22 protein-coding genes are annotated in these 20,979 nt (G+C 67.6%); 4 read left to right on the top strand and 18 right to left on the bottom strand.

Annotation, left to right across the window (positions count from 1 at the left end; translation table 11 throughout):
- Positions 1 to 12: 12 nt before the first annotated feature.
- Entirely contained in the window at positions 13 to 1,683 is a 1,671-nt protein-coding gene (locus EV193_RS23390) for a sigma factor-like helix-turn-helix DNA-binding protein (RefSeq protein WP_130346391.1), read from the top strand.
- Between the two features lie 382 nt (positions 1,684 to 2,065).
- Positions 2,066 to 2,791, top strand: coding sequence for a hypothetical protein (locus tag EV193_RS23380; protein ID WP_130346389.1), 726 nt, complete (start codon positions 2,066 to 2,068; stop codon positions 2,789 to 2,791).
- Position 2,792: 1 nt separating this feature from the next.
- Here the strand turns inward: EV193_RS23380 and EV193_RS23375 are convergent, their stop codons facing one another.
- The 8 genes from EV193_RS23375 to polA all read right to left on the bottom strand — a co-directional run bounded on the left by EV193_RS23375 (position 2,793) and on the right by polA (position 9,946).
- The gene (locus EV193_RS23375) at positions 2,793 to 3,341 is read right to left on the bottom strand and encodes a Rossmann-fold NAD(P)-binding domain-containing protein (protein WP_242613600.1); all 549 of its coding nucleotides are present in this window, start codon (positions 3,339 to 3,341) and stop codon (positions 2,793 to 2,795) included.
- A 39-nt stretch (positions 3,342 to 3,380) separates the two neighbouring features.
- A complete protein-coding gene (gene bluB / locus EV193_RS23370; protein ID WP_130346496.1) occupies positions 3,381 to 4,016 on the bottom strand; it encodes a 5,6-dimethylbenzimidazole synthase in 636 nt (211 codons plus the stop codon).
- 20 nt (positions 4,017 to 4,036) lie between these two features.
- On the bottom strand, positions 4,037 to 4,453 hold the full coding sequence (locus EV193_RS23365) for a rhodanese-like domain-containing protein (protein WP_242613599.1): 417 nt from the start codon (positions 4,451 to 4,453) through the stop codon (positions 4,037 to 4,039).
- A gap of 39 nt (positions 4,454 to 4,492) precedes the next feature.
- On the bottom strand, positions 4,493 to 4,993 hold the full coding sequence (locus EV193_RS23360; protein ID WP_130346387.1) for a cysteine dioxygenase family protein: 501 nt from the start codon (positions 4,991 to 4,993) through the stop codon (positions 4,493 to 4,495).
- 80 nt (positions 4,994 to 5,073) lie between these two features.
- A complete protein-coding gene (locus EV193_RS23355; protein ID WP_130346385.1) occupies positions 5,074 to 5,646 on the bottom strand; it encodes an SMI1/KNR4 family protein in 573 nt (190 codons plus the stop codon).
- Entirely contained in the window at positions 5,643 to 6,224 is a 582-nt protein-coding gene (locus EV193_RS23350) for a hypothetical protein (protein ID WP_130346383.1), read from the bottom strand. Before EV193_RS23350 ends, EV193_RS23355 begins: the two co-directional genes overlap by 4 nt.
- A gap of 69 nt (positions 6,225 to 6,293) precedes the next feature.
- Positions 6,294 to 7,190, bottom strand: a complete 897-nt coding sequence (locus tag EV193_RS23345) for a helix-turn-helix domain-containing protein (RefSeq protein ID WP_130346381.1) — start codon at positions 7,188 to 7,190, stop codon at positions 6,294 to 6,296.
- Between the two features lie 101 nt (positions 7,191 to 7,291).
- Positions 7,292 to 9,946 (bottom strand): DNA polymerase I, encoded by a 2,655-nt coding sequence (gene polA, locus EV193_RS23340; RefSeq protein WP_242613611.1) that lies wholly within the window; start codon positions 9,944 to 9,946, stop codon positions 7,292 to 7,294.
- A gap of 104 nt (positions 9,947 to 10,050) precedes the next feature.
- Here polA and EV193_RS23335 point away from each other — a divergent pair, with 104 nt between their 5' ends.
- Positions 10,051 to 10,476, top strand: a complete 426-nt coding sequence (locus tag EV193_RS23335; RefSeq protein WP_242613598.1) for a hotdog fold thioesterase — start codon at positions 10,051 to 10,053, stop codon at positions 10,474 to 10,476.
- 7 nt (positions 10,477 to 10,483) lie between these two features.
- Here the strand turns inward: EV193_RS23335 and EV193_RS23330 are convergent, their stop codons facing one another.
- Both EV193_RS23330 and EV193_RS23325 read right to left on the bottom strand, forming a co-directional pair.
- The gene (locus EV193_RS23330) at positions 10,484 to 11,716 is read right to left on the bottom strand and encodes a hypothetical protein (protein WP_130346377.1); all 1,233 of its coding nucleotides are present in this window, start codon (positions 11,714 to 11,716) and stop codon (positions 10,484 to 10,486) included.
- A gap of 14 nt (positions 11,717 to 11,730) precedes the next feature.
- On the bottom strand, positions 11,731 to 12,870 hold the full coding sequence (locus tag EV193_RS23325; RefSeq protein WP_130346375.1) for a hypothetical protein: 1,140 nt from the start codon (positions 12,868 to 12,870) through the stop codon (positions 11,731 to 11,733).
- 147 nt (positions 12,871 to 13,017) lie between these two features.
- Between EV193_RS23325 and EV193_RS23320 the strand changes: the two genes are divergently transcribed.
- Complete coding sequence (locus EV193_RS23320) at positions 13,018 to 13,554, top strand: hypothetical protein (protein WP_242613597.1); 537 nt, start codon at positions 13,018 to 13,020, stop codon at positions 13,552 to 13,554.
- A 130-nt stretch (positions 13,555 to 13,684) separates the two neighbouring features.
- On the opposite strand, the gene EV193_RS23315 is transcribed toward EV193_RS23320, so the two are convergent.
- From EV193_RS23315 to EV193_RS23285, 8 genes are all read right to left on the bottom strand, one after another.
- Positions 13,685 to 14,401 carry an ABC transporter ATP-binding protein gene (locus EV193_RS23315; RefSeq protein WP_130346373.1) on the bottom strand — a complete coding sequence of 239 codons (717 nt, stop codon included), beginning with the start codon at positions 14,399 to 14,401 and terminating at the stop codon, positions 13,685 to 13,687.
- Positions 14,391 to 15,215 (bottom strand): ABC transporter ATP-binding protein, encoded by an 825-nt coding sequence (locus tag EV193_RS23310; RefSeq protein WP_130346371.1) that lies wholly within the window; start codon positions 15,213 to 15,215, stop codon positions 14,391 to 14,393. The genes EV193_RS23315 and EV193_RS23310 overlap by 11 nt, the downstream gene beginning before the upstream one ends.
- On the bottom strand, positions 15,212 to 16,336 hold the full coding sequence (locus EV193_RS23305) for a branched-chain amino acid ABC transporter permease (protein WP_130346369.1): 1,125 nt from the start codon (positions 16,334 to 16,336) through the stop codon (positions 15,212 to 15,214). The genes EV193_RS23310 and EV193_RS23305 overlap by 4 nt, the downstream gene beginning before the upstream one ends.
- A gap of 10 nt (positions 16,337 to 16,346) precedes the next feature.
- Complete coding sequence (locus EV193_RS23300) at positions 16,347 to 17,312, bottom strand: branched-chain amino acid ABC transporter permease (RefSeq protein WP_130346367.1); 966 nt, start codon at positions 17,310 to 17,312, stop codon at positions 16,347 to 16,349.
- Between the two features lie 113 nt (positions 17,313 to 17,425).
- Positions 17,426 to 18,631 (bottom strand): branched-chain amino acid ABC transporter substrate-binding protein, encoded by a 1,206-nt coding sequence (locus EV193_RS23295; RefSeq protein ID WP_130346365.1) that lies wholly within the window; start codon positions 18,629 to 18,631, stop codon positions 17,426 to 17,428.
- A 268-nt stretch (positions 18,632 to 18,899) separates the two neighbouring features.
- Complete coding sequence (locus EV193_RS23290; protein WP_130346363.1) at positions 18,900 to 19,517, bottom strand: ANTAR domain-containing response regulator; 618 nt, start codon at positions 19,515 to 19,517, stop codon at positions 18,900 to 18,902.
- Between the two features lie 109 nt (positions 19,518 to 19,626).
- Entirely contained in the window at positions 19,627 to 19,785 is a 159-nt protein-coding gene (locus EV193_RS33480) for a hypothetical protein (protein ID WP_165401472.1), read from the bottom strand.
- Between the two features lie 467 nt (positions 19,786 to 20,252).
- A complete protein-coding gene (locus EV193_RS23285; RefSeq protein WP_130346361.1) occupies positions 20,253 to 20,975 on the bottom strand; it encodes a sirohydrochlorin chelatase in 723 nt (240 codons plus the stop codon).
- Between the last annotated feature and the right edge of the window lie 4 nt (positions 20,976 to 20,979).

Below are 20,979 nucleotides of genomic sequence, written 5' to 3'. Positions count from 1 at the left end.
CGGGAGCCCACCGTGACCGACCAGGACGCCTACGAAGTGCTGTACCGGGCCAGTTATCGAAGACTGGTCCTGGTCGCGTTCGCGTTCACCGACGACCTGCATGCCGCCGAGACGGTGGTCAGCAAGGCGTTCGTCGAGCACTACCGGGCGCGCGACGGGCTCACCGAGGGTGATCTTGTGCGCGCGGTCGCCGGCCGGGCACGCCCCACGGCCGAGCCCGAGCCGCTCGACGAGATCCACGCGCTGCTGCTGGCGCTCCCCCGCGACCAGCGATCCACGCTGCTGCTCGCCCGGCTGGCCGGCCTCGCCCCCGAGGAGATCGCGTCCATTGTGGACAGTCCACTCGAGACGGTGGACGCGCTGATCGCCGACGCGGAGCTGACCCTCGCGGTGCGCGGCACGCCTCCAGGTGACGTCGTCGCGCTGCGCGACCGGATCTACCGCGAGGCGCACCGGCCGGACCTCGCGCCGCTGCTGCTGCACCACCGCCAGCGCGCCGCCCGCCGCCGGGTGCGGATCGGCGCCGCGCTCGCCGTCCTCACGGTGCTCGCCGTGGTCCCGGCCCTGCGCCCGGGTGACACCGGCGAGGACGAGTACCAGGCGCGCGCCGACTCCGGCCCGACCACCACGACGACGACGCCGTACCGCCCGTACTACCCGCGCTCCCGGGTGTTCACCGCGGAATTCGTCGACGCCGACCACGGGTTCGCCCTGCGCGCCCGCTGCGACGCAACACCCCGGTGCAGCCGGACCCTGCTGGTGACCGAGGACGGCGAACACTGGAGCGCGCGGGCGGTGCCGTCACCGTCGGGACTGGCCAGCGACGGCCAGTCGGCCACCCTGCACGTACTCGGACCGACCCGGCTCGTCGTCGGCGACGTGTATCTGAACCGGCCGGACACCATCCGGTACTTCAGCGACGACTCCGGCGTGTCGTGGCACAAGGTCACCATGGCAGTCGAGCGGATCGTGACCGCGATCCCGCCGGACGCGCTGCTGGAGGCCGGGTGTGGCGACGTGACCAGGGACGCGCGGTGCGAGCAGCGGCACGTCACCGTGCTGCTGCCGGAGACCGGCACCCGGGCCGCCCTGGCCAACCCGCCGCCGCTGGACCAGCCCGCGCCGGAGACCTACCCCGCGCCGGACGGCTCGTGGTGGGTGTCCGGCCGGCAGCACGGCACCGGGCGCTGGGCCACCGCGGTGAGCCGGGACGCCGGCCGCACCTGGCAGGTCGCCGTACTGCCCGAGTTCAGCGGTGTCGCGTACAGCCCGCTGCGGATCACCGCGGCGCACGGCGTGACCTACCTGACCGCGGTCGGCGCGCGGCCGGACAGTCGCAACGGGCTGCTCGCCGTGTTCCGCAGCGACAACGGCGGGCGTTCGTGGCGGCGCACCTGGCACGCGCAGCAGGCCGGCGTGACACTGCCCGTACTCGGCTACCCGATCGTCGCGGTGGACGGCAGCGTGACGGTCACCGGCAGCCAGTCCGGCGACGTGTACCGCAGCGTCGATCGTGGTGTCTCCTTCAACCGCGTGGACTCCAGCCAGGTGCGCGCGCCGGCCCGCCCGACCCGGATCGGCTACGTCACCACGACCACGCCGTCCTACCGCCCGCGCGGCTCCAACGTGGTGCGGCTGTCCACCGACGGCCTCACCTGGTGGGACCTGATCGTCCGGGAGTGATCAGTACGGGCGCCGCTCGGTGAGCTGAACCAGTTGCCGGAGTCGTCACGGAACACCACTCCGCGCTCGGACAGTTCCTCGAACGTCGTGCGGCAGTCGTCGGTCTCGTACGCCCCGCGCCGAGCGCGCCCTTGGCGACCAGCCGGCGTAGTTCCTCGGCGGTCTCCTCGTCGTGGCCCATACGGCAGTCGGCCAGAATGATCTCGATGCCCGGCTGTCCCGGTGGGCCGACGGTGAGCCACCGGGAACCCTTGCCGGCACCCTCGAATCCGGCACCTATTGCGCAACTGGATCAGAACGCCGGTCGACACCATGAGAAGGTTCGGTCCTTAGACGGTGGTCGTAGCAGGAACGACATGACCTGGAAGGGTGTCCAAGCAGCATGACCGAGATGCCGAACGCCCCGCAGTACGCCCCGGAACAGTTCACAGTGCCGCCGAAGAAGCGGCGCACCGCGCTGTGGATCTCCATCGCCGCGGTGGTGGTCGTCGCGGCGGTGGTCACCACCATCCTTCTGATCAGCAACAGCTCCAGCGCCACGCTCACCGTCGACAAGGCGCTCGAGAAGGCGCTGCTGACCAGTAGCGACTTTCCGAGTGGCTACGACGTGTCGGTCCTGACGCAGGACGAGATCGACAAGCTCAACCAGCAGCAGCAACTGCCGGACGACATCCAGCCGGCCGAATGCTCCGATCTGATGCGCTCGCAGCCGAAGCCGACCGGGGACTACTCGGTCGGCGGGATGAAGGCGACGAACGCCGGCGAGCGGACCGGCTACTCCGAGATCGTCACCCCGGTCGGCGGGTACGGCGAGTGGAACCCGTCACGGATCGACGAGGTCATCGGCAAGTGCGGCACGACGACCTTCAGTCAGGACGGACAGTCCGGCACGGTCAGCTTCGCGAAGCTCACCGGGGTCAACGGTGACGGGTTCGCGCTGCGGACCAGGATCGAAGGCGGCGGCGTCAAGCTCACCCTGGGTGTGGCCATCACCAAGGTCGGCGAGCACGTCGTCGTGTTCACCGGCGCCTACGGCCGCACGTTCGACGAAGCCTCGTTCGTTCGGCTCGCCAACGCGGCCAACGAGAAAGCGCGTGCCACGCTGTAGCTCACTGGTGCGTGGACCAGGGGCGCGGTTCACCGACCTGGTGCACGGCGGGTTGCCGTCCGTCGAGCGCGCGGCGGACGGCGGACAGCACACCCTCGGCGATCTCGTCGTGGGTGAGCCAGCGGGCCCGTCCGCCGTGGTGCACGAACCCGAGCACCACCTGCTGGGTCGGATGGTCGGCGAGCACCGGCTCCGGGCAGCCGCCGACCGGATCGGCGGACGCGCTGCCGTGCACCTCGACGACCGGCGCGCCCTCGGCCAGCAGGGGCGCGATCGTGTCGAGCACCGCCGGCCGCGCCTCGGAGTACACCCACGCGACGAGCAGATCCGCCCGACCGCCGAGTGCCTTCTTCGCCCGGGTGGCAAGGGTTTCCGGATCGGACCAGTCCGCGGCCACCCAGAGCACCCGGCCATTGGGATCGGCCTTGTCGGACACCGGGATCGGCGCGTAGCGACGACTGGGCAACACCACGTGCCAACCGTCGTCGACGAGCGCGCCGACGCACCCGGCGAGCATTCCGGTGCCGCCGAGAACCAGCGCCCGTCTCACCGTCGGACCTCCTCCGCCATACCCGACCCGTCAGCCAGGCTACCGCCGTTCGGCCGAGAACCGCTCGTTGTGGATCACCGCGTCCAGCGGCATCCGTGATCTCCAACCGTGTCGTTCCAGATCCGGCGTTCGTTGCAGCCCTGCCACCGGACCAACGCACAACCACGCGATCGGGCGAATCTTGTCCGGAATACCCAGCAGATCGCGGAGATACTCCTCGCGGTAGAAGCTGACCCAGCCGACGCCGAGATCCTCGGCGGTCGCGGCCAGCCACAGGTTCTGGATCGCCAGGCACACCGAGTACAGCCCGGCGTCGGCGATCGCATGCCGGCCGAGCACGGCGGGCGATCCCCGCTCCGGGTCGTAGGTGACCACGACCGACAGCGTGGAGTCGAGCACGCCGTCGATCTTGATGCGGCTGAACGTGTCCGCCCGCTCACCGTCCAATGTGGACGCGAACGTGTCCCGCTCCTCCTGGACGTGCGCGTGGAATCTCTTGCGGGTCAACGGATCCCGCACGATCACGAAGTCCCACGGCTGGCTCATTCCGACACTGGGGGCGGCGTGCGCGGCGGCCAGGACGCGGCGCAGCACCTCGTCGTCCACCGGTTCGCCGGTGAACTCGGCCCGCACGTCGCGCCGGCGGTTGATGACCTCGTACAACCCAGGATCGATCACCCGCCGAGGGTAACCGCTCAGCCCTTCTCGGTCGGGAGTCCGTTCCGCGCCCAGTCCTGGATGCCCTCGGCGTACTTGTACACGTTCTTGTAGCCGAGCCTGATCAGTTGCCGGCCGACGTACTCGCTGTTCCGGCAGGGCACGTTGATGCAGTACAGGGCGATCTTCGCGGACTTGTCCGGCAGCAGCTTCGGCGCGGCCTCGCCGGTGCGCGCGGTCGCCTCCTCGTACGGGAAGCCGACGATGCTCAGCGAGCCGGGCAGGTGCTGCCGGACGTGCATGTCCACGGGCAGCGTGTCCACGACCGTGACGGTCTTGTTCTGTATGCCCTGCAACAGATCCGTGCGACTGATGTGCGGCACCGCGTCGGTGGTCATCGGGTCGGTGCCGTCCAGGTCGGTCACCTTCGGATAGGCCGGCTCCTGCTGGGCCACGGGTGCCTTCCGAGAACCAGCCGTAAGTAGGGACCGTCGTCAGTCGTAGTAGCGGCGGGCGCTCGAGCCGATGCGGGTGACGTCGGTTCCGTAGATGTGGATGGTGATCGCCGTCGTCTCGCTGTCGTTGCGCACCCGGTGGATGTCGCCGGGTGGCGCGAAACCGCTGACATCGCCGACCTGGTTCTCGTTGCGGCAGAGCAGGTTCAGGTCGGCGTCGAACAGCTCCTCCTGCTCGACACCGTGGATGACGCCGAGCACGCACCAGGTGACGTGGTCGTGGATCCGGGTGATCCGCCCCGGTAGCCAGACCAGGGCGACGATCGAGAACGAGCCGTCCGGCTCGACGTGCAAGGTGTGGCTACCCGAGTCGAGGCGCTGCTCGGCGGTCAGCACATCCGGGCCGGGCAGGTGTGCGCGCAGTTGCTCGGCGACGAGCTGAGCGGTGTCGGCCCAGTCGGCGTGCGCGGCGACGGCGGTGCGGACGCCGTCGATCAAGTCGGTCAGGTTGTCAACGCGGTGCGGCAGTGTCGTGGTCATGCCACTGAGCGTGGGCCGGATTGACTCATACGTCCAATGTCAATACGCATGCAGTCTCATAGAGAGAGTTGATGCATGCCTCAGAGATCCGCGCTCCACGCGCCTTCGGCGAGGTCGGTCCAGAACGGGATGCGGGCCAGCTCCCCGCCCAGCGGCGTAGACTTGTCGCCGAGTGTGCGCTCCAGAAAGTTCGCGATGTCCGAGCCCCGGTACTCCACCGTCTGGAACGCCTTGACCACCGGCGCGCCCGGCTCGGCCCACCCGGCAGGGACGCAGCCCTCCATGTAGAACGGCACCAGCGTCGGCACCGACTGCAGGTTCTTCCGCGCCAGGATCAGCTTCTCGTCGAGGTCCTCCGGCTTCGCCACGCCCCAGGATTTCGGCCAGAAGTCGTTGCGCTCCACGTCGTACAGCACACCGTCGATCGCCCAGCCGAGCGCCGCTTTCAGGTGATCATCGGTGTCCAGCCGCCAGTCCATCCACCCCGGGCCGACCGGCAGAACCATGGTCAACAGGGCGCGGTGATCGGCGGCGAAGGTGAACCCGAGCCGCTTCTCCACGTGGTCCAACTCGTCGTCGGACATGCCGCCCCGCAGTTCGACACCCGCCTTGCGAAGCACGCGCACGGCACGGCGCGCGAGGAACGACGTCACTCGTCGTCCTCCCCCAAGTTGTCCCACGTGCCTTCGGCGAGATCGGACCAGAACGGAACCCACTCCTGGGTCTGCCCGTGCGCCGGCGAGTTGGCGAACTCGCGCGCGACGTAGTTCTCCAGATCGAAGCCGTAATAGATCACGTCGGTCTGGTACACCGAGAACACCGGCGAGCCCGGGTTCGTGCTGCCGGCCGGCATGTACCGGTGCGCGTAGAGCGGCACCAGAGTCGGCGCCGCCTCCAGCTTGCGCCGCGCCACGGCGAGCCGTTCGGCAAGATCAGCGGGCCGTTCACCCCACGGCGGCGCCCAGAAATCGTTGGTGTCCACGTCGAACAGCGCGCTCTCGATCGGCCACGCCAGCGCGCCACGAAGCGATTGCTCGTCGTCGCGCCGCCAGTCGTGCCAGCGCTCGCCGACCGGAACGGCGGTCGCCAGCAGCTCGCGGTGATCACGGCAAAACCGGAAGCCGAACTTTTCCTGTACGGCGTCCAACTCGGCATCGCTCATGCCGGAGTCGAGCCGCACTCCGGCCTGTTCGAGCGTGTGCAGCGCGTTCGTGATGATCGAAGAACTCACACGCCACCCAAGAAACGACGCCAGTCGCACACAGCGAAGGTCAACATCGACCCAGGATAGCCCGCCGGTTCATCGGCGTGGTCGACCTTCCTCCCGATGGCGCGGCGCGGCTCGAACGCCGAGGTCGGCGGCACCTTCCGGTCGGTCGTACTCATTGGCCATGTGCGCGAGGAACGCGCGCGATTGCGTCTCGCTGAGCGCGTCCTCCTCGACCCGAGTGAACTGTGTCCGGCTGTCACCGACGTCCTGTGGCTTCTCCATGAACACCCAGGCCTTGAACGCCTCCGTATAGGCGACCGGCCCGAATTTCTCGAAATCCAGGAGCTGGAGGTGACCTACAGATGCCACGCGCCTGCCCGACTCGAACGGCACCACTCTGATGCTGATGTGCGGGTCGTTCGCGGCGAACAGCAGATGCAGCATCTGTTCGTGCATCATCCGTGCACTACCCATCGGGCAACGCAAGGCCGCCTCGTACAAGTAGAAGCTGAACCGCTGCTCGGCGGCACTGTTCAGTACAGCTTGACGACACAGACGCTCACGGGTACGAAGTTCCACCTGCTCGCCGGAAAGCCTCCCGCTCTCTGTCATCACCGCGCGGATGTAGTCCTCGGTCTGGAGTTGGCCGGGCACAAGCGTCGCGTGCATGCAGTTCATGTGCGACGCCCTTCCTTCGTGATATGTCAGCGTGGCGACCGCTTCCGTGCGGACCAGGTAGCCGTCCTCACCGTCATGGTGGCGGCGGTTCACCTCGTGCACCTGCGGCAAAGTGGCGCCGCAGGAGGCCATGTAGGCGGCGACGTCCGCACTGGACGGCAGCCGCGTGCCAAGCTCCATGAAGGTGATCTTGGTTCGGTGCCAGGCCAGTTGGTTGGCCAGTTGCGCGGCGGTCAGGCGCGCTCGCTTACGCCACCCGAGCAGCACTTGGCCCAGTTCGCGGCTGTTCACTGTGGACGTATCCGCCATGGGAGTGACGCTAACCCGATCGGACACCGCGTCCACACTCGAACGCGCGGAGTCCACTACAACGGACGATCCTCCGGCGAAATGTTCGGGGTGCGCACCACTCAGTGGGCGGCGTCGTTCCAGGATCGGCCGAACCCAACGGACACGTCCAGAGGCACCGCCAGGTCGTAGGCGCCGCCCATTTCCTTGCGCACCAACGCTTCCACGTCCTGGTGCTCGCCGTCGGACACCTCGAGCACCAGTTCGTCGTGCACCTGGAGCAGCATGCGGCTGCGCGACCCGGCCTTCTTCAATCCATTGTGGACACCAAGCATCGCGACCTTGATGATGTCCGCCGCACTCCCCTGGATCGGCGCGTTGAGCGCCATCCGCTCGGCCATCTCGCGGCGTTGACGGTTGCTGCTGCCGAGGTCGGGCAGGTACCGCCGGCGGCCGAAGATCGTCTCCGTGTAGCCGGACTTGCGCGCCTCGTCGACCACCGCGTGCAGGTAGTCGCGCACCCCGCCGAACCGGGCGAAGTACTCGTCCATCAGCTCGCGCGCCTCGTCGGTGCCGATGCGCAACTGCTGGGACAGCCCGTACGCGGAAAGCCCGTACGCCAGGCCGTAGTTCATCGCCTTGATCTTGGCGCGCTGCTCCGGGGTGACCTCGGTCGGCTCGACCGAGAACACCCGCGACGCGGTCGCCGCGTGGAAGTCGAAGCCGGACTGGAACGCCTCGATCAGCGCCGCGTCCTCGGACAGGTGCGCCATGATCCGCATCTCGATCTGGCTGTAGTCCGCGGTCATCAGCTCCGAGTAGTCCGGACCCACGATGAACGCGTCGCGGATCCGCCTGCCCTCGTCGGTGCGGATCGGGATGTTCTGCAGGTTCGGCTCGGTGGACGACAGCCGCCCGGTCGCCGCGATCGTCTGGTTGAACGTGGTGTGGATGCGGCCGTCCTCGGCCACCGACTTGATCAACCCGTCCACGGTGACCTTGAGCCGGGTGGCGTCCCGGTGCTCGAGCAGGTGCTGCAGGAATGGGTGCTCGGTCTGGGCGTACAAGCTGGTCAGCGCGTCGGCGTCGGTGGTGTAGCCGGTCTTGGTGCGCTTGGTCTTCGGCATGTCCAGCTCCTCGAACAGCACCACCTGGAGCTGCTTCGGCGAGCCGAGGTTGATCTCCTTGCCGATCACCGCGAACGCCTCCTGCGCGGCCTGCTTCACCCGGCCGCCGTAGTGCGCCTCCAGCGAGGCGAGCAGGTCGGTGTCCGCGTGGATGCCGATCCCCTCGGCCTCGGCGAGCACCTCCAGCAGCGGCAGCTCGATCTTGCCGAGCAGGTCGGCTCCACCCAGCTTGGCGAGTTCTTGTTGCAGCGCCTCGGTCAATTCGGCGATCGCGGCCGCGCGCAGGATCTCCGAATCGGCGAGCTTGGCGTCGTCGCCCTCCGCACCGTCCAACAGGGACAGTTGACGCTCCTCGGGCTGGTCCTCCACCCGCAGTTCGCGCTTGAGATAGCGCAGCACCAGATCGTCCAGACTGAACGAGCGCTGGCCGGGGCGCGCCAGGTAGGCGGCCAATTCGGTGTCGATGGCCAGGCCGCGCAGCGTCCAGCCCCGGTGCCGCAGCGCGTGCAGCGACCGCTTCACGTCGTGGGTGAGCTTCGGGACGTCCGGGTCGGCCAGCCAGGCGGTGAGGGCCTTCTCGTCCGCCTCGGTGATCGTGGTGACGTCGATGAACACGCCGTGCCCGCCCGCCGTGGCGAGCGTGAGCGTACGCAACTCGACCGCCTCACGAGCCACGCCGGTCGGGGTGTACCGACAGGCGATGCCGAGCCGACTCCCTTGTCCCCCATGGGTTTCCAGCCACTCGGCGAGCGTGCCCGGCTCCAGCGCGCCGCCGCTGATCTCGAAGCCGGACTCGGCCTCCGGCTCGGCCGCGGACAGCTCGGAGAACAGACGGTCGCGCAGTACCCGGAACTCCAGCTCGTCGAACAGCCGGTGCACCGCGTCGCGGTCCCACTGCTGCACGACCAGCTCGCCGGGCGTGACGTCCAGCGCGACGTCCCGCACGAGTTCGGTGAGCTGCCGGTTGAGCAGCACGTTGGACAGGTTGTCGCGCAACGCGTTGCCCGCCTTGCCCTTCACCTCATCCACCCGGTCCACGATGTCGTTGAGCGAGCCGAACTCCTGCAGCCACTTGGTGATCGTCTTCTCGCCGACGCCCGGGATCTTCGGCAGGTTGTCCGACGGGTCGCCCCGCAGCGCGGCGAAATCCGGGTACTGGGTCGGCGTGACGCCGTACTTCGTCAGCACGGTCGCCGGGTCCAGCCGCCACATCTCCGACACGCCGCGGCTCGGGTACAGCAGCATCACCTGGTCGTTGACGAGCTGGATCGCGTCCCGGTCACCGGTACAGATCATCACCTCGTAGCCCTCGGCGGCGGCCTGTGTGGTGAGCGTGGCGATCAGGTCGTCGGCCTCGAAGTTCTCCTTGGCGAAGAACGGGATCTTGAGCGCGCGCAGCACCTCTTCGATGAGGCTGACCTGGCCCTTGAACTCGTCCGGGCTCTTGCTGCGGTTCGCCTTGTAGTCGGCGAAGGCCTCGCTGCGGAACGTCTTGCGTGAGACGTCGAAGGCGACCGCGACGTGCGTCGGCTTCTCGTCACGCAGGAGGTTGATGAGCATGGACGTGAAGCCGTACACGGCGTTGGTGTGCTGCCCGGTCTGGGTGGCGAAGTTCTCCTTCGGCAGCGCGTAGAACGCGCGGTAGGCCATGGAGTGGCCGTCGATCAGCAGCAGCCTGTTCGTACCGGTAGTGCTCACGTCCTCAGTCACGTGCCGAGTCTAGGGTGGAGCACCGACACCACCATGGAGGTACCGTGAGTGACACACCGCAGCCGTTTCCGGGGATCGATCCCGCCATCGCCGATCAGGTGCTGCCCGATCGGATGGGCATCGAGGTCACCGACTGGAATCCGCAGCGGATGGTCGCCACCATGCCGGTGAAGGGCAACCTGCAGCCGTACGGTCTGCTGCACGGCGGGGCGAACGCGGTGCTGGCCGAGACGGTCGGCTCCATGGCCGCGGTGCTGAACGCGCCGGAGGGCAAGATCGCCGTCGGGCTGGAGATCTCGTGCACGCATCACCGCGCCGCGCGCACCGGGACCGTCACGGCGGTGTGCACTCCCCTGCACGTCGGCCGCAGCACGTCGACCTTCGAGATCGTGATCACCGACGACGAGGGCAAGCGCACCTGCACGTCCCGCCTCACCTGCCTCACCCGCGACCAACCCCCCGGCGCGTAGCGGGCGCTTAGCACACACCCCGCCTTCGGCAGAAGTCGCGAAGCCCGTCGACCACGTCTCTGATCACGGCATCCGCGTCCCACACCGCGCGGGCGGTGACCTCACCATCGGCCCGAATGACCTGGGGCACCTTGGCCGACTTGGCGATCTCGGACAGGTAGTAGACAGCCGACCACTTGTCGCCCTTGTGCTCGCAGGTCATCGGCGCGGAACCGGGCGCGGGCAGTCGAGCTGACGCCCGGCAGGTACCAGCGTCAGATCCGTTGATGCTCATCTCCAGCCGAAGGTCGGCCCCCACCGTGCCGCCCGCCACCTTGCCTGGCGGCGCGAACGTGCTGACCTGCACCCGCACCGGGCACTTCGAGGCGCCGCAGTCGATCGGATCGATCATGCCGGCGGCATCCACCTCGAACCAGAGGCTGACATCGATCGCCTCCCGGAGCCCGCCGGCCTCGGTGATCAAGACGCGGATCGTCTCCTCTGCTTGCGATCGCGTCACGTACGACACGTCGATGCGGATCGACGCCGTCGGAGAGTCGCGAACGCCCGGCATTTCCGGAATCGGCGGGAGGCTGGGCATGCTGGGCATCGACGGCATGCTTGGCAGCTTCGGCATCGACGGGAGCGGTGGTACCGCGGGCGAGCCCGTGGAAACGGCGCCGCCGAATCGGAGCACCCTGTGCGGCGCGTCCTTGGTGATGAACAGATCGCCGTCCGGGGTGGTCACCTTCAACGCCGCCGCGCCGTTGACCGGCTCCTCGCTGTCCGGGAATTCCGACGTGCGATCCAGCGCGGCACGAATTCGATCGGCCAGCTTGCCCGGCGACATCACGTCACCCAACGCCGCGCCGAGCGGGCCCTCGGTGCCCGTGATCCACTTGCCGCGCAGGTCGGCCGGCGACTGCTTGGGCGCCACCGTCTCGAGCATGAAGTCCGGCACTCGGAGGTAGGACTTGCCCCCGACGGACATCAGTTTGGCGCGCTGGCCGGCGAGCGTGATGCCGCCGAGGGCCGCGCCATCGGCCGTCGCCTCGACGTCCAGTTCGGCGCCGGCGAGCGATGCCTTGTAGTGGACCATCGGCTGACCGGCGAGATCGGCGACCGCAGCGTAGAACTTGTCGCGGTGATCGGACTCGCCTGTCACCACCAACACGGTGATCAGTCCGGCGACCAGCACCACGACCAATCCGCCGATCGCGATGAACAGCCGGATTCGCTTGCGCCCCTTGGGGTTCTCCATGATCACGCTTCCATTCAGCTCAGGTTGATCGGGATCTCGACCGGCGCGGGACCGGACGACCAGCGGGCCGGGACCTTCGCATCGCGAAACTCGGCGACGAGGGCGCCGGTGCCGAGACGGATGACGTAGGCGCCCGTGCGGAAGTCGGCCGGCACGTCGAAGGTCAGGTCCGGACCGGGCTCGGCCACATCGGCGAGAAACAACCCCACCTCGTGGCTCCCCGGCAACGCGGCGAGCTCGGATCCGTCCGGGAGCCGTAGCCGAAACGCCGCCTGATCGCTGGTCCTGAGAGTCAGAGAGGGAGACAAGGGACCACCGGAGACCGTTGGTCGCGGCAGCTTGAGCCAAGCCCGTCCGGGTGCCGCCCAACCGTTCTTCGCGCTGTACGGCGCAAGCAACGCGATCGCGTCGGACATGACCCGCGACGGGGCCAGGCTCTTGAACCCGATGTCCAGCGTGCTCCGGTACGACCGTCCCTCGGCCGGCACCGAGAAGCCGATCGGCACGTCTTCTCGCTGCCAGTCCACCTTCTGCGAGGTCTTCCGGTAGTAGCCGCCGATCGCGTCAGCCGCACGTCGGCCGGTACGTAGGTCCAGCGTTTGCGCACGGCCGGTATCAGTCACCCTGATCGAGACCGGCGCGCCGGTCGGCACACTGGCCACCGCAACGGCGCCATCAAGCGATGGGGTGTACGAACCGCCGCGCGATCGCAGCGGCGATTTCTCCAGCTTCACCGCCACGCCGGCGACCACCAGTTCGGCCACCGGGGCCGGCTGGTCGTCCCGGAGCACCCAGTCGCCGCCACGCACCGACGGGTCGACCTGGAACACCAGCAGCTCCTGGCCAGGGGCGGCTCGTCTCGGCTCCTCGTACACGTGTCGGTTCATCGGATGGTCCGTGATCGCCGGACCGGTCGCCACCCAAGCCACCTTCAGACTGAAATACGGGCCGGCGAGGAAGCCCCCGCCGTCCTCGACGGACATCGTGTCCATGCCCTGCGGCGGCGACTTCGTAAGGCCGCCGGTCAGGGCGATCTCTCGAACCGTGCCAGGCGGTTGTGTCGGCAGCGACGAGAGCGTGCTGCTCTCCTCACTCTCCGCGGATTCCGGTGCGGTGCCTCCGGTGCACGAGGTCAGTACCAGGAGGCCGCCCACTGCGGCCACTACGTGTCGGACACGCCATCGATGCGTCATCGTCACTCCTCAACTCGCCTGCGCATGAGGTGGCGTCGGAAGGCGGACCGGTTAGTAACGAATGAATAACGCCGCCGGACGGGCGGCCTGAGCTGCGAGAATCGCGAGGTGATCAACAGAAGGGTGCTCTGCGTGCTGGTGGCCGGACTGGCGACTGGGTGCTCGTCGGCCGAGCAGCCGGCTCCCCCACCGGTGACGACCTACGAGTTGCCCGCGCGCACAGTCCGGCCGGACGAGAAGCCGCTGCGCGTTCCGCCAATGCGTGAGGGCGAGACCGAGTTCACCCTGATCGGGCTGACCACCGGCATCGAGACGCTCATCGGCAGTCACGCGGAATGGAAAGCCAAGGGCCGGTATACGCGGGCGCGGCTGGTGATCGTGAACAACGGCCGCACCAACATCGAATTCGACGCGCGGCGCCAACTGCTGGTGCTGTCCACCGGCGGCACCGCCGTGCCGGACGACCAGGCCATGCAGATCAAGCGGCAGCCGAGCGCGATCCCGCTGGGTGCGGTCGTGCGCGTGGAGTTCGATCTTTACTACGACATCCCGGTCGACGCGAAGCCGACCGCGCTGCGGGTGTTCGGCGGCCCCACGCTGACCGACATGAAGGACGCCGAGTCGATCGACATCCCCCTGCCGTAGCCAGCGCGGGCCACCCCACACCTCGTACTACAGGGTCGAGCCCGCTGAACCTTTTAGCTGGGCTAACGGGTTCAGCGGGCTCGACCCGTTAGCGTTGCTAACGATACGCCCGGCGTGAGATTGTGCGGTACTAGTCGACGCCGAGGTCACCGCCGAGATACGCGGCGCGCACCTCCGGGTCGTCCAGAAGACCGCTCGCGTCGGCCGCCTTCACGACTCGGCCGCTCTCCAGCACGTACGCCCGGTGCGCCAGTTGCAGCGCCTGCATGGCGTTCTGCTCCACCAGAAGGACGGTCGTGCCGCGCTGGTTGATCTCCCTGACGATCTCGAAGATCTGCGCCACCAGCATCGGCGCGAGCCCCATCGACGGCTCGTCGAGCAACAGCACCTTCGGGTTGGTCATCAGCGCGCGGCCGATGGCCAGCATCTGCTGCTCACCGCCGGACATCGTGCCGCCGAACTGAGTACGCCGCTCGGACAGCCGCGGGAACAGCTCGTAGACCTCGTCCAGCTCCTCGCGGAACGTGCCCTTGCGCGCGTAGGCGCCCATGAGCAGGTTCTCCTGCACGGTCATGCCGGGGAAGATCCCCCGGCCCTCGGGCGCCTGCCCGATGCCGGCGAGCACCCGCTTGTGCCCCTGCAGCTTGGAGATGTCCGTACCGTCGAAGACGATCCGGCCGCTGGTGAGCGGGCGCAGGCCGGAGATCGATTTCAGCGTGGTCGTCTTGCCGGCGCCGTTGGCCCCGATCAGCGTGACGATCTCGCCTTCCTCGACCTCGAGGGTCACACCCTTGAGCGCGGCGATCTTGCCGTAGTGGACATGAATGTCCCTGACTTCAAGAAGCATCGGCTGCTCCCAAGTAGGCCTCGATCACCTTCGGGTTGTTCTGCACCTCGCGCGGCAGCCCCTCGGCGATCTTCTGACCGAAGTCGATCACCGCGATGCGGTCGCTGATGTGCATCACCAGGCCCATGTCGTGCTCGATCAGCAGGACGGTGCGTCCGTCGTCGCGGATCTTGCGGATCAGGCCCTGCAACGCGACCTTCTCGTTCGGGTTCATGCCGGCGGCCGGCTCGTCCAGCAGGAGCAGCTGGGGATTCGTCGCCAGCGCACGCGCGATCTCCAGCCTGCGCTGGTCGCCGTACGGCAGGTTCTTCGACGTCTCGTGCGCCCGGTGGGCGATCCCGACGAAGTCGAGCAACTCCATGCCGAGGTCGCGCCCGTGCTTCTCCTCCCGGTAGTGCCGGCTGTTGAACGGCAGGAACGGCGTGCGCACGCCGAGCGCGGCACCGAGAGCGCCGGTCTTGTGGTGCGCGTCCGCGCCGACCATCACGTTCTCCAGCGCCGACATGTTGTGGAACAGGCGGATGTTCTGGAACGTCCGCGCGATTCCACCCTTGGTGACCTGGAATCGCTTCATTCCGTCGATTCGCTTGCCGGTGAATCGAACCTGGCCACTGGTCGGCTTGTACACGCCGGTCACGACGTTGAACGCGGTGGTCTTTCCGGCGCCGTTCGGCCCGATCAGGGCGAAGATCTCGCCCTTGTTGACCGTCAGGTTGACTTCCTTCATGGCCGTCACGCCACCGAACCGCATGGTGATGCCGGACAGTTCGAGCAATGGCTCGTCGGTCGGCCCGTTCACGGTGTCCTCACTCATTTCGACACCTCCGAAGGTTCAACCGTTGTCTGGGTCGCGACTTCCGCGCCCATCGAGCCCATTCCACCTGTTCCTTCCGCCAATTCGGCTCGCCGCCTCCTCGACGGCAGCAGACCCTCGGGACGGAACGCCATCATGAGAACGAGCGCCGCACCGAAGATGAGAATTCGATACTCGTTGATGAACCGCAGCCGTTCCGGCAACCAGGCGATCAGGAACGCCCCGACAATGACACCGGGCAGGTTTCCGGAGCCGCCGAGCACGACCGCGGCGAGAATCGTCGCGGACAGGATGAACGGGAAGTTCCCCGGCTCGATGAAGCTGACCTTGCTGGCCCAGATCGCACCGCCGAAGCCACCGATGACCGCGCCCATCGCGAAGGCGAGCAGCTTGAACTTGAACGTCGGCACGCCCATCAGCTCGGCCGCGTCCTCGTCCTCGCGAATCGCCGCCCACGCGCGTCCGACCCGGCTCTTCTCCACTCGCCGGGACAGGATGATCACCAGCACGATCGCGCCGACCATCAGATAGTAGTACGGCGCCGCGTCGCGCAGCGTGAACTCCACGCCGGGCAGGGTCGGGTGCGGCACGCCGGTGATCCCGCGCGCGCCACCGATCTCGTCGGTGTTGTTCGCGGTGATCCTGACGATCTCACCGAAGCCGAGTGTGACGATGGCCAGATAGTCACCGCGCAATCGCAGGGTCGGTGCGCCGAGAATGATTCCGGAGACACCGGTCAGGAGAATCCCGACGACGACGGTCGCCCAGAAGTTCCAGCCGTACTTCGTGCCGAAGTACGCCAGCGAATACCCGCCGATGGCGAAGAACGCGACATATCCGAGGTCGAGCAGGCCGGCCTGACCAACCACGACGTTCAGCCCGATGGCGAGCAGGATGAACGTGCCGATCGGGTGGATCAGCGTGCTCACCCAGTCGCTTCCCGGCATCATGAACGTCGCGAACTGCGGCGATGGCAGCAAGGTCAGCGCGAAAATGATGAGCAACAGATAGACGGCCCAGCGAACCCACAGGTTCGCGCCTTCCCACCAGTCGCGCATCTTGTCGTTGAAAGCTCCGATCGGCGCGAACGCTCGGCGGAGTGGACTCTTGTTTCCAGTCATTGCCAACTCCTCACGCTCGCGCCCGCTGCAACGACTCACCGAGAATGCCGGTGGGCCGGAACATCAGCACCAGGACCAGGACGACGAACGCGGTCACTTCGCTCCACTCAGCACCGAGGAAGATCGAGCTCCAACTCTCGACAAGGCCGAGCACGAAACCACCGAGCAACGCACCGCGCAGATTGCCGATGCCGCCGAGGACCGCTGCGGTGAACGCCTTGATGCCGACGACGAACCCGACTCGATAGTCGAGGTTCTCGAAGTAGAGCAGGTACAGCACGCCGGCCACACCGGCCATCGCACCGCCGAGCAGGAACGTCGTGCGCACCACCTTGTCGATGTTCACGCCCATCAGTACGGCGGCCTCGGGGTCCTGCGCCGTGGCGCGGATACCTCGGCCGACGCGGGTGCCGTTCACCAACCGGTCCAGCAGCACCATCATGATCACCGCGGCGACCACGATGATCACGTGGTCCAGGCGGATGGGGGCGTTGCCGATGGAGAACAACGGCGTCTTGTCGATCACGCGCGGCATGTTCTGCAGCTGAATGGCGCCGTTGGACTGGCCGAAGACGTGCGGGATGATCACGAGCTTGATCAGCTCCTGCAGGAACAGCGAGGCGCCGATCGCCGAGATCAGTGCCGCGAGCCGTGAGGAGCCGTGCTTGCGCAGCGGTCTGTATGCCACTTGTTCGAGCAGCAACGCCGTTCCGCCGGAGGCCGCCATGGCCACCAGCACGGTGAGTAACAACAGGCCGATAAGCGCGAAACCGCCGACCGGGGCGGACACGCCGACCATGAGGAAGACCCCCACGGCGGCGAATCCGCCGATCGTGAAGACCTCGGAGTGCGCGAAGTTGATCAGTCGGAGTACGCCGTAGACCATCGTGTAGCCCAGGGCGACGAGGGCGTAGATCGAGCCGATGGCCAGTCCGCCAACTGTGGCTGGACCGAACTGGCCGAGGAAGTTGTCCATGGGATTGCCTTACCGAGTTCGGGGCGGGAAACGGGTGGCCGTATGACGGGGCGAGAGCGCCGCAGGCGCTCTCGCCCCGTCCGGTTGCACGTTCCCTCGCGCGGGAACGGGTCTCAGCCCTCGAGCTTCGCCTGTGTCGAGTCGCCGAGCAGACCGATCTGCCCAGCCTTGACCTGGTACACGAAGATCGAGTTCGCCTGAGGCTCGCCGTTGTCCTTGAACTTGATCGGCTTGGACACGCCCTCGAAGGACAGTGTCTTCAGGAACTCGTTGATGTCGTCGCCGGAGGTCTTGCCGGCCTCGACCGCCTTGATGAAGGCCGTCGCGGCGTCGTAGCCCTCAGCGGCGTAGATCTGCGGGTCGGTGTTGAACCGCGCCTTGTACTTGTCCTTGAAGTCCTTCAGCGGACCGGTCACCGAACCGAACGGGATCTTGCACGGGCAGCCGATGACGGCACCCTCGGCGTTCTGCGCGCCGGCGCCACTGACCAGGCCGGCGTCCAGCGAGCCGTCACCGGTGACGAACGGAGCCTTCACACCGGCGTCGCGGAGCTGCTTGAGCAGCTTGCCGCCCTGGGCGTAGTAGCCACCGAAGGCGATCAGGTCCGGCTGGAACGCCGTGGCCTTGTTCGCGGTCGGGTTGTAGTTCGGCGAGTCCTTGGAGAACTTGTCGGTCTCGACCGTGGTGCCCTTGTCCTTGAAGGCCTTCGCCAGCGCCTCGGCCAGACCGATGCTGTACTCCTGGTCGTCGGAGACCACGAGGACCTTCTTCGGGCTCTTGGCGCGCATCATGAAGTCGGCGATGCCCGGGCCCTGGTCGTTGTCGTTGGCGACGACCCGGTGCCAGTATTTCCACCCGTTCTGGGCGAGGCCGGGGTTGGTCGCGGACGGCGAGACGCTCGGGATCTTGTTCTCGTCGAGCTGCTTGCCGACGGACTTGGACTCACCGGAGAACGCCGGGCCGATCAGGCCGGTGACCTTGTCCTGGCTGATCGCCTTGGTCACCAGGTTGGGCGCGATGTCCGACTTGCCCTGGCTGTCGTAGTGGAGGTCCTTGTTGAAATCGATCTTGACCTTGGGGTTCTTGGCGTTGTACTCCTCGAAGGCGAGGATCGCGCCGTTGAGCGGCGGGATCACGATGCCGGAGTTCTCACCGGTGAGGTCGCCCATGAAGCCGATCTTGATGGACGAGGCGTTCCCGCCGGTACCACCGCCGCCATCAGACGAGTTCCCGGCGCAGCCGGCAAGGGCCAGAGACAACGCCATGCCGGTTGCGAGCACACCGGTGAGGCGAGTGATCTTGGGACGCAACGCTGCCATCCTTTCGACATGCCCGTAACAACGGGTATGCAACTACATCGGACGAGTAATCCCCATCCGAATGACGTGACCGTAGTACAGCGCGGACGAACATTGGTCGACATGCCCTGCACCAGTGTTACTGCTTCGTTATTGCATTTCTGCCAGGCAGGCATCATGTCATCCGGGCGTACTCCGGAGGTCACGGGCCGGCAATGGTTTGGGCGCGGCTGTGAATCTCAAAACGGTACGACCGTGCCATGTGAACGACCCACATGATCGGTGTGGACTACGTCAGACCTTCCACGACGGCGTCGGCGACGGCCTTCATCGTGGTCCTGCGGTCCATCGCGGTGCGCTGGATCCAGCGGAACGCCTCCGGCTCGGACAGGCCCTGCTTGCTCATCAGCAGCCCCTTGGCCCGCTCGACGGCCTTGCGCGTCTCCAGCCGGTCGGTCAGCCCCGCGACCTCCAGCTCCAGCGCCTGGACCTCGGCGAACCGGCTCACCGCCACCTCGATCGCCGGCACCAGGTCCGGCTTGCCGAACGGCTTGACCAGGTACGCCATCGCGCCGGCTTCGCGCGCGCGTTCGACCAGGTCACGCTGGCTGAACGCGGTCAGGATCACCACCGGCGCGATCCGCTCACCGGCGATCTCGGACGCCGCCTCGATGCCGTCCTTGCGCGGCATCTTGACGTCCAGGATGACCAGGTCCGGCCGGAGCTCACGGGCGAGTTGGACGGCCTGTTCACCGTCCGACGCCTCGCCGGCCACCTCGTACCCCTCTTCGCGGAGCATCTCCACGAGATCAAGCCTGATCAGCGCCTCGTCCTCAGCGACAAGCACGCTTCTGCGGCTCTCGCTAGGCCCGGCGGCAGCTCCTGCCTCGGCAGCCTCGTCGGTCACCGGGCCTCCTGAGAGTCGTCTGCGACATGAAAACCGATGCCGAAGCCTACCCGGGAGTCACTTCCGATGCGCGACGCCGATCGTGTGACGGCGCTCGCCCTACCGGCGGCTAGTCGATGCTGCGCAGAATGTGCCGGTCTTCGGCGTCGACGTCGCCCACCCGCTGCGCGCCGCGCTCCCACGCCTCGAGGTACACCGCGCGATCCTGGTCCCGCCCGTCGGCCGGTCCCCTGGTGTCGATCCAGCCCCAGATTCTGCGCTGCCTCATGGCTTCTCCTCGTCACGACTTCCCGAACACTCGCCGCGGTTTTCCGCGCAGTGCCGATTAGCCGGTTTTGTGAGCCGGTTCGCAACGAAGAGACGCAGATCACCGTGGATTCCGCCATTCAGGAGGGGTTGACCGAAGCGATTCCTAGGGGTATTCGACCGCCCCTAGGGAATACACCGAGAATCTGCGGTGACGCAGTTCACACCCGCTTTCACCGGCTGTCCACTGTGGACCAGGCGGCCTGCGTGGGGCACGGGTCCCCTAGGCCGAGGGTCCGCGCCCTTAGGTTCCGGCGGCGACCCCCTAACCAGCCGGGACGGCGTGACGTAATGCGCCCCGCCGACCGTCCGGCCCGTCTCCGTATCCCTGTCCGGGGCGCCGATAACGTTCCGGAATGGCGTGTTCGCCCGATGGTCGCGTTCAGTCATCCTGTCCGTAACCCACGCCGCAGCTATCCCACATGATGGTCACCGGGAAATGCACGGGTGCGCATGTGTGCCGGCCAAGGCCAGCGGTGCGTGACCGCCCGCGTAACGGCTGACCACCGCGTCCACCACGGCCGGATGCGCGCCGAGCGGGTCCGCCACCAGGTCGGCGCCGCTGGCCGCCACGACCCGCTGGAACTGGCCGGGAGCGAGCAACCAGCTCGCCACGGCGACCCGTTGCCGCCGCGCCCGCAGTTCGCTCACCACGTCCGCCACCTTCGGCGTGGCGGTGGCGGCATAGGCGATCCGGACATCGGCGCCGGTGCGCGCGGCGAGCCCAGCCGCGGCGAGCCGCACGTCGGCCAGCGCGCCCTCGTCCGAGGACCCGGCGGCGGCGAACACCACGGCGTCACCGGGCCGCGCGCCGGCGGCGAGCAGCCGGTCGTGCGCGGCGGCCACCAGCCGGCGATCGGTGCCGATCGCGTCGGTCAACCGTGTGTCACCGGATGACCGGCCGGCCGCGACCAGTTGCGCCGGCACGTCCGCGCGCACGTGGTAGCCCCGGGCGAGGAACATCGGCACCACCACCGCTGGACCGGGTACCTCGCGCAGGACGGCCGTCACGTCGGGCGCGCGCACGTCGGCGTAGGCGACCCGCACGGTGACGCCGCGCAGCCGGTGCCGCACCGCGTCGGTGATCGAGTCCACGGTGGACGCGCCGGCGGGATCGCGTGTCCCGTGCGCGACGAGAACCAGTGTCCCCATAGGC

This window comes from Herbihabitans rhizosphaerae, assembly GCF_004216555.1.
GTDB classification, from domain to species: Bacteria; Actinomycetota; Actinomycetes; order Mycobacteriales; family Pseudonocardiaceae; genus Herbihabitans; species Herbihabitans rhizosphaerae.
This window is presented reverse-complemented; position numbering and strand designations above follow the sequence as displayed.

Excerpts from the sequence above, each read along its gene's own strand:
- EV193_RS23380 (WP_130346389.1), top strand. The coding sequence starts at position 2,066 with ATGACCGAGATGCCGAACGCCCCGCAGTACGCCCCGGAACAGTTCACA.
- EV193_RS23360 (WP_130346387.1), bottom strand. The coding sequence starts at position 4,993 with ATGACCACGACACTGCCGCACCGCGTTGACAACCTGACCGACTTGATC.
- EV193_RS23345 (WP_130346381.1), bottom strand. The coding sequence starts at position 7,190 with ATGGCGGATACGTCCACAGTGAACAGCCGCGAACTGGGCCAAGTGCTG.
- polA (WP_242613611.1), bottom strand. The coding sequence starts at position 9,946 with ATGGCCTACCGCGCGTTCTACGCGCTGCCGAAGGAGAACTTCGCCACC.
- EV193_RS23330 (WP_130346377.1), bottom strand. The coding sequence starts at position 11,716 with ATGGAGAACCCCAAGGGGCGCAAGCGAATCCGGCTGTTCATCGCGATC.
- EV193_RS23315 (WP_130346373.1), bottom strand. The coding sequence starts at position 14,401 with ATGCTTCTTGAAGTCAGGGACATTCATGTCCACTACGGCAAGATCGCC.
- EV193_RS23310 (WP_130346371.1), bottom strand. The coding sequence starts at position 15,215 with ATGAGTGAGGACACCGTGAACGGGCCGACCGACGAGCCATTGCTCGAA.
- EV193_RS23305 (WP_130346369.1), bottom strand. The coding sequence starts at position 16,336 with ATGACTGGAAACAAGAGTCCACTCCGCCGAGCGTTCGCGCCGATCGGA.
- EV193_RS23300 (WP_130346367.1), bottom strand. The coding sequence starts at position 17,312 with ATGGACAACTTCCTCGGCCAGTTCGGTCCAGCCACAGTTGGCGGACTG.
- EV193_RS23295 (WP_130346365.1), bottom strand. The coding sequence starts at position 18,631 with ATGGCAGCGTTGCGTCCCAAGATCACTCGCCTCACCGGTGTGCTCGCA.
- EV193_RS33480 (WP_165401472.1), bottom strand. The coding sequence starts at position 19,785 with ATGAGGCAGCGCAGAATCTGGGGCTGGATCGACACCAGGGGACCGGCC.
- EV193_RS23285 (WP_130346361.1), bottom strand. The coding sequence starts at position 20,975 with ATGGGGACACTGGTTCTCGTCGCGCACGGGACACGCGATCCCGCCGGC.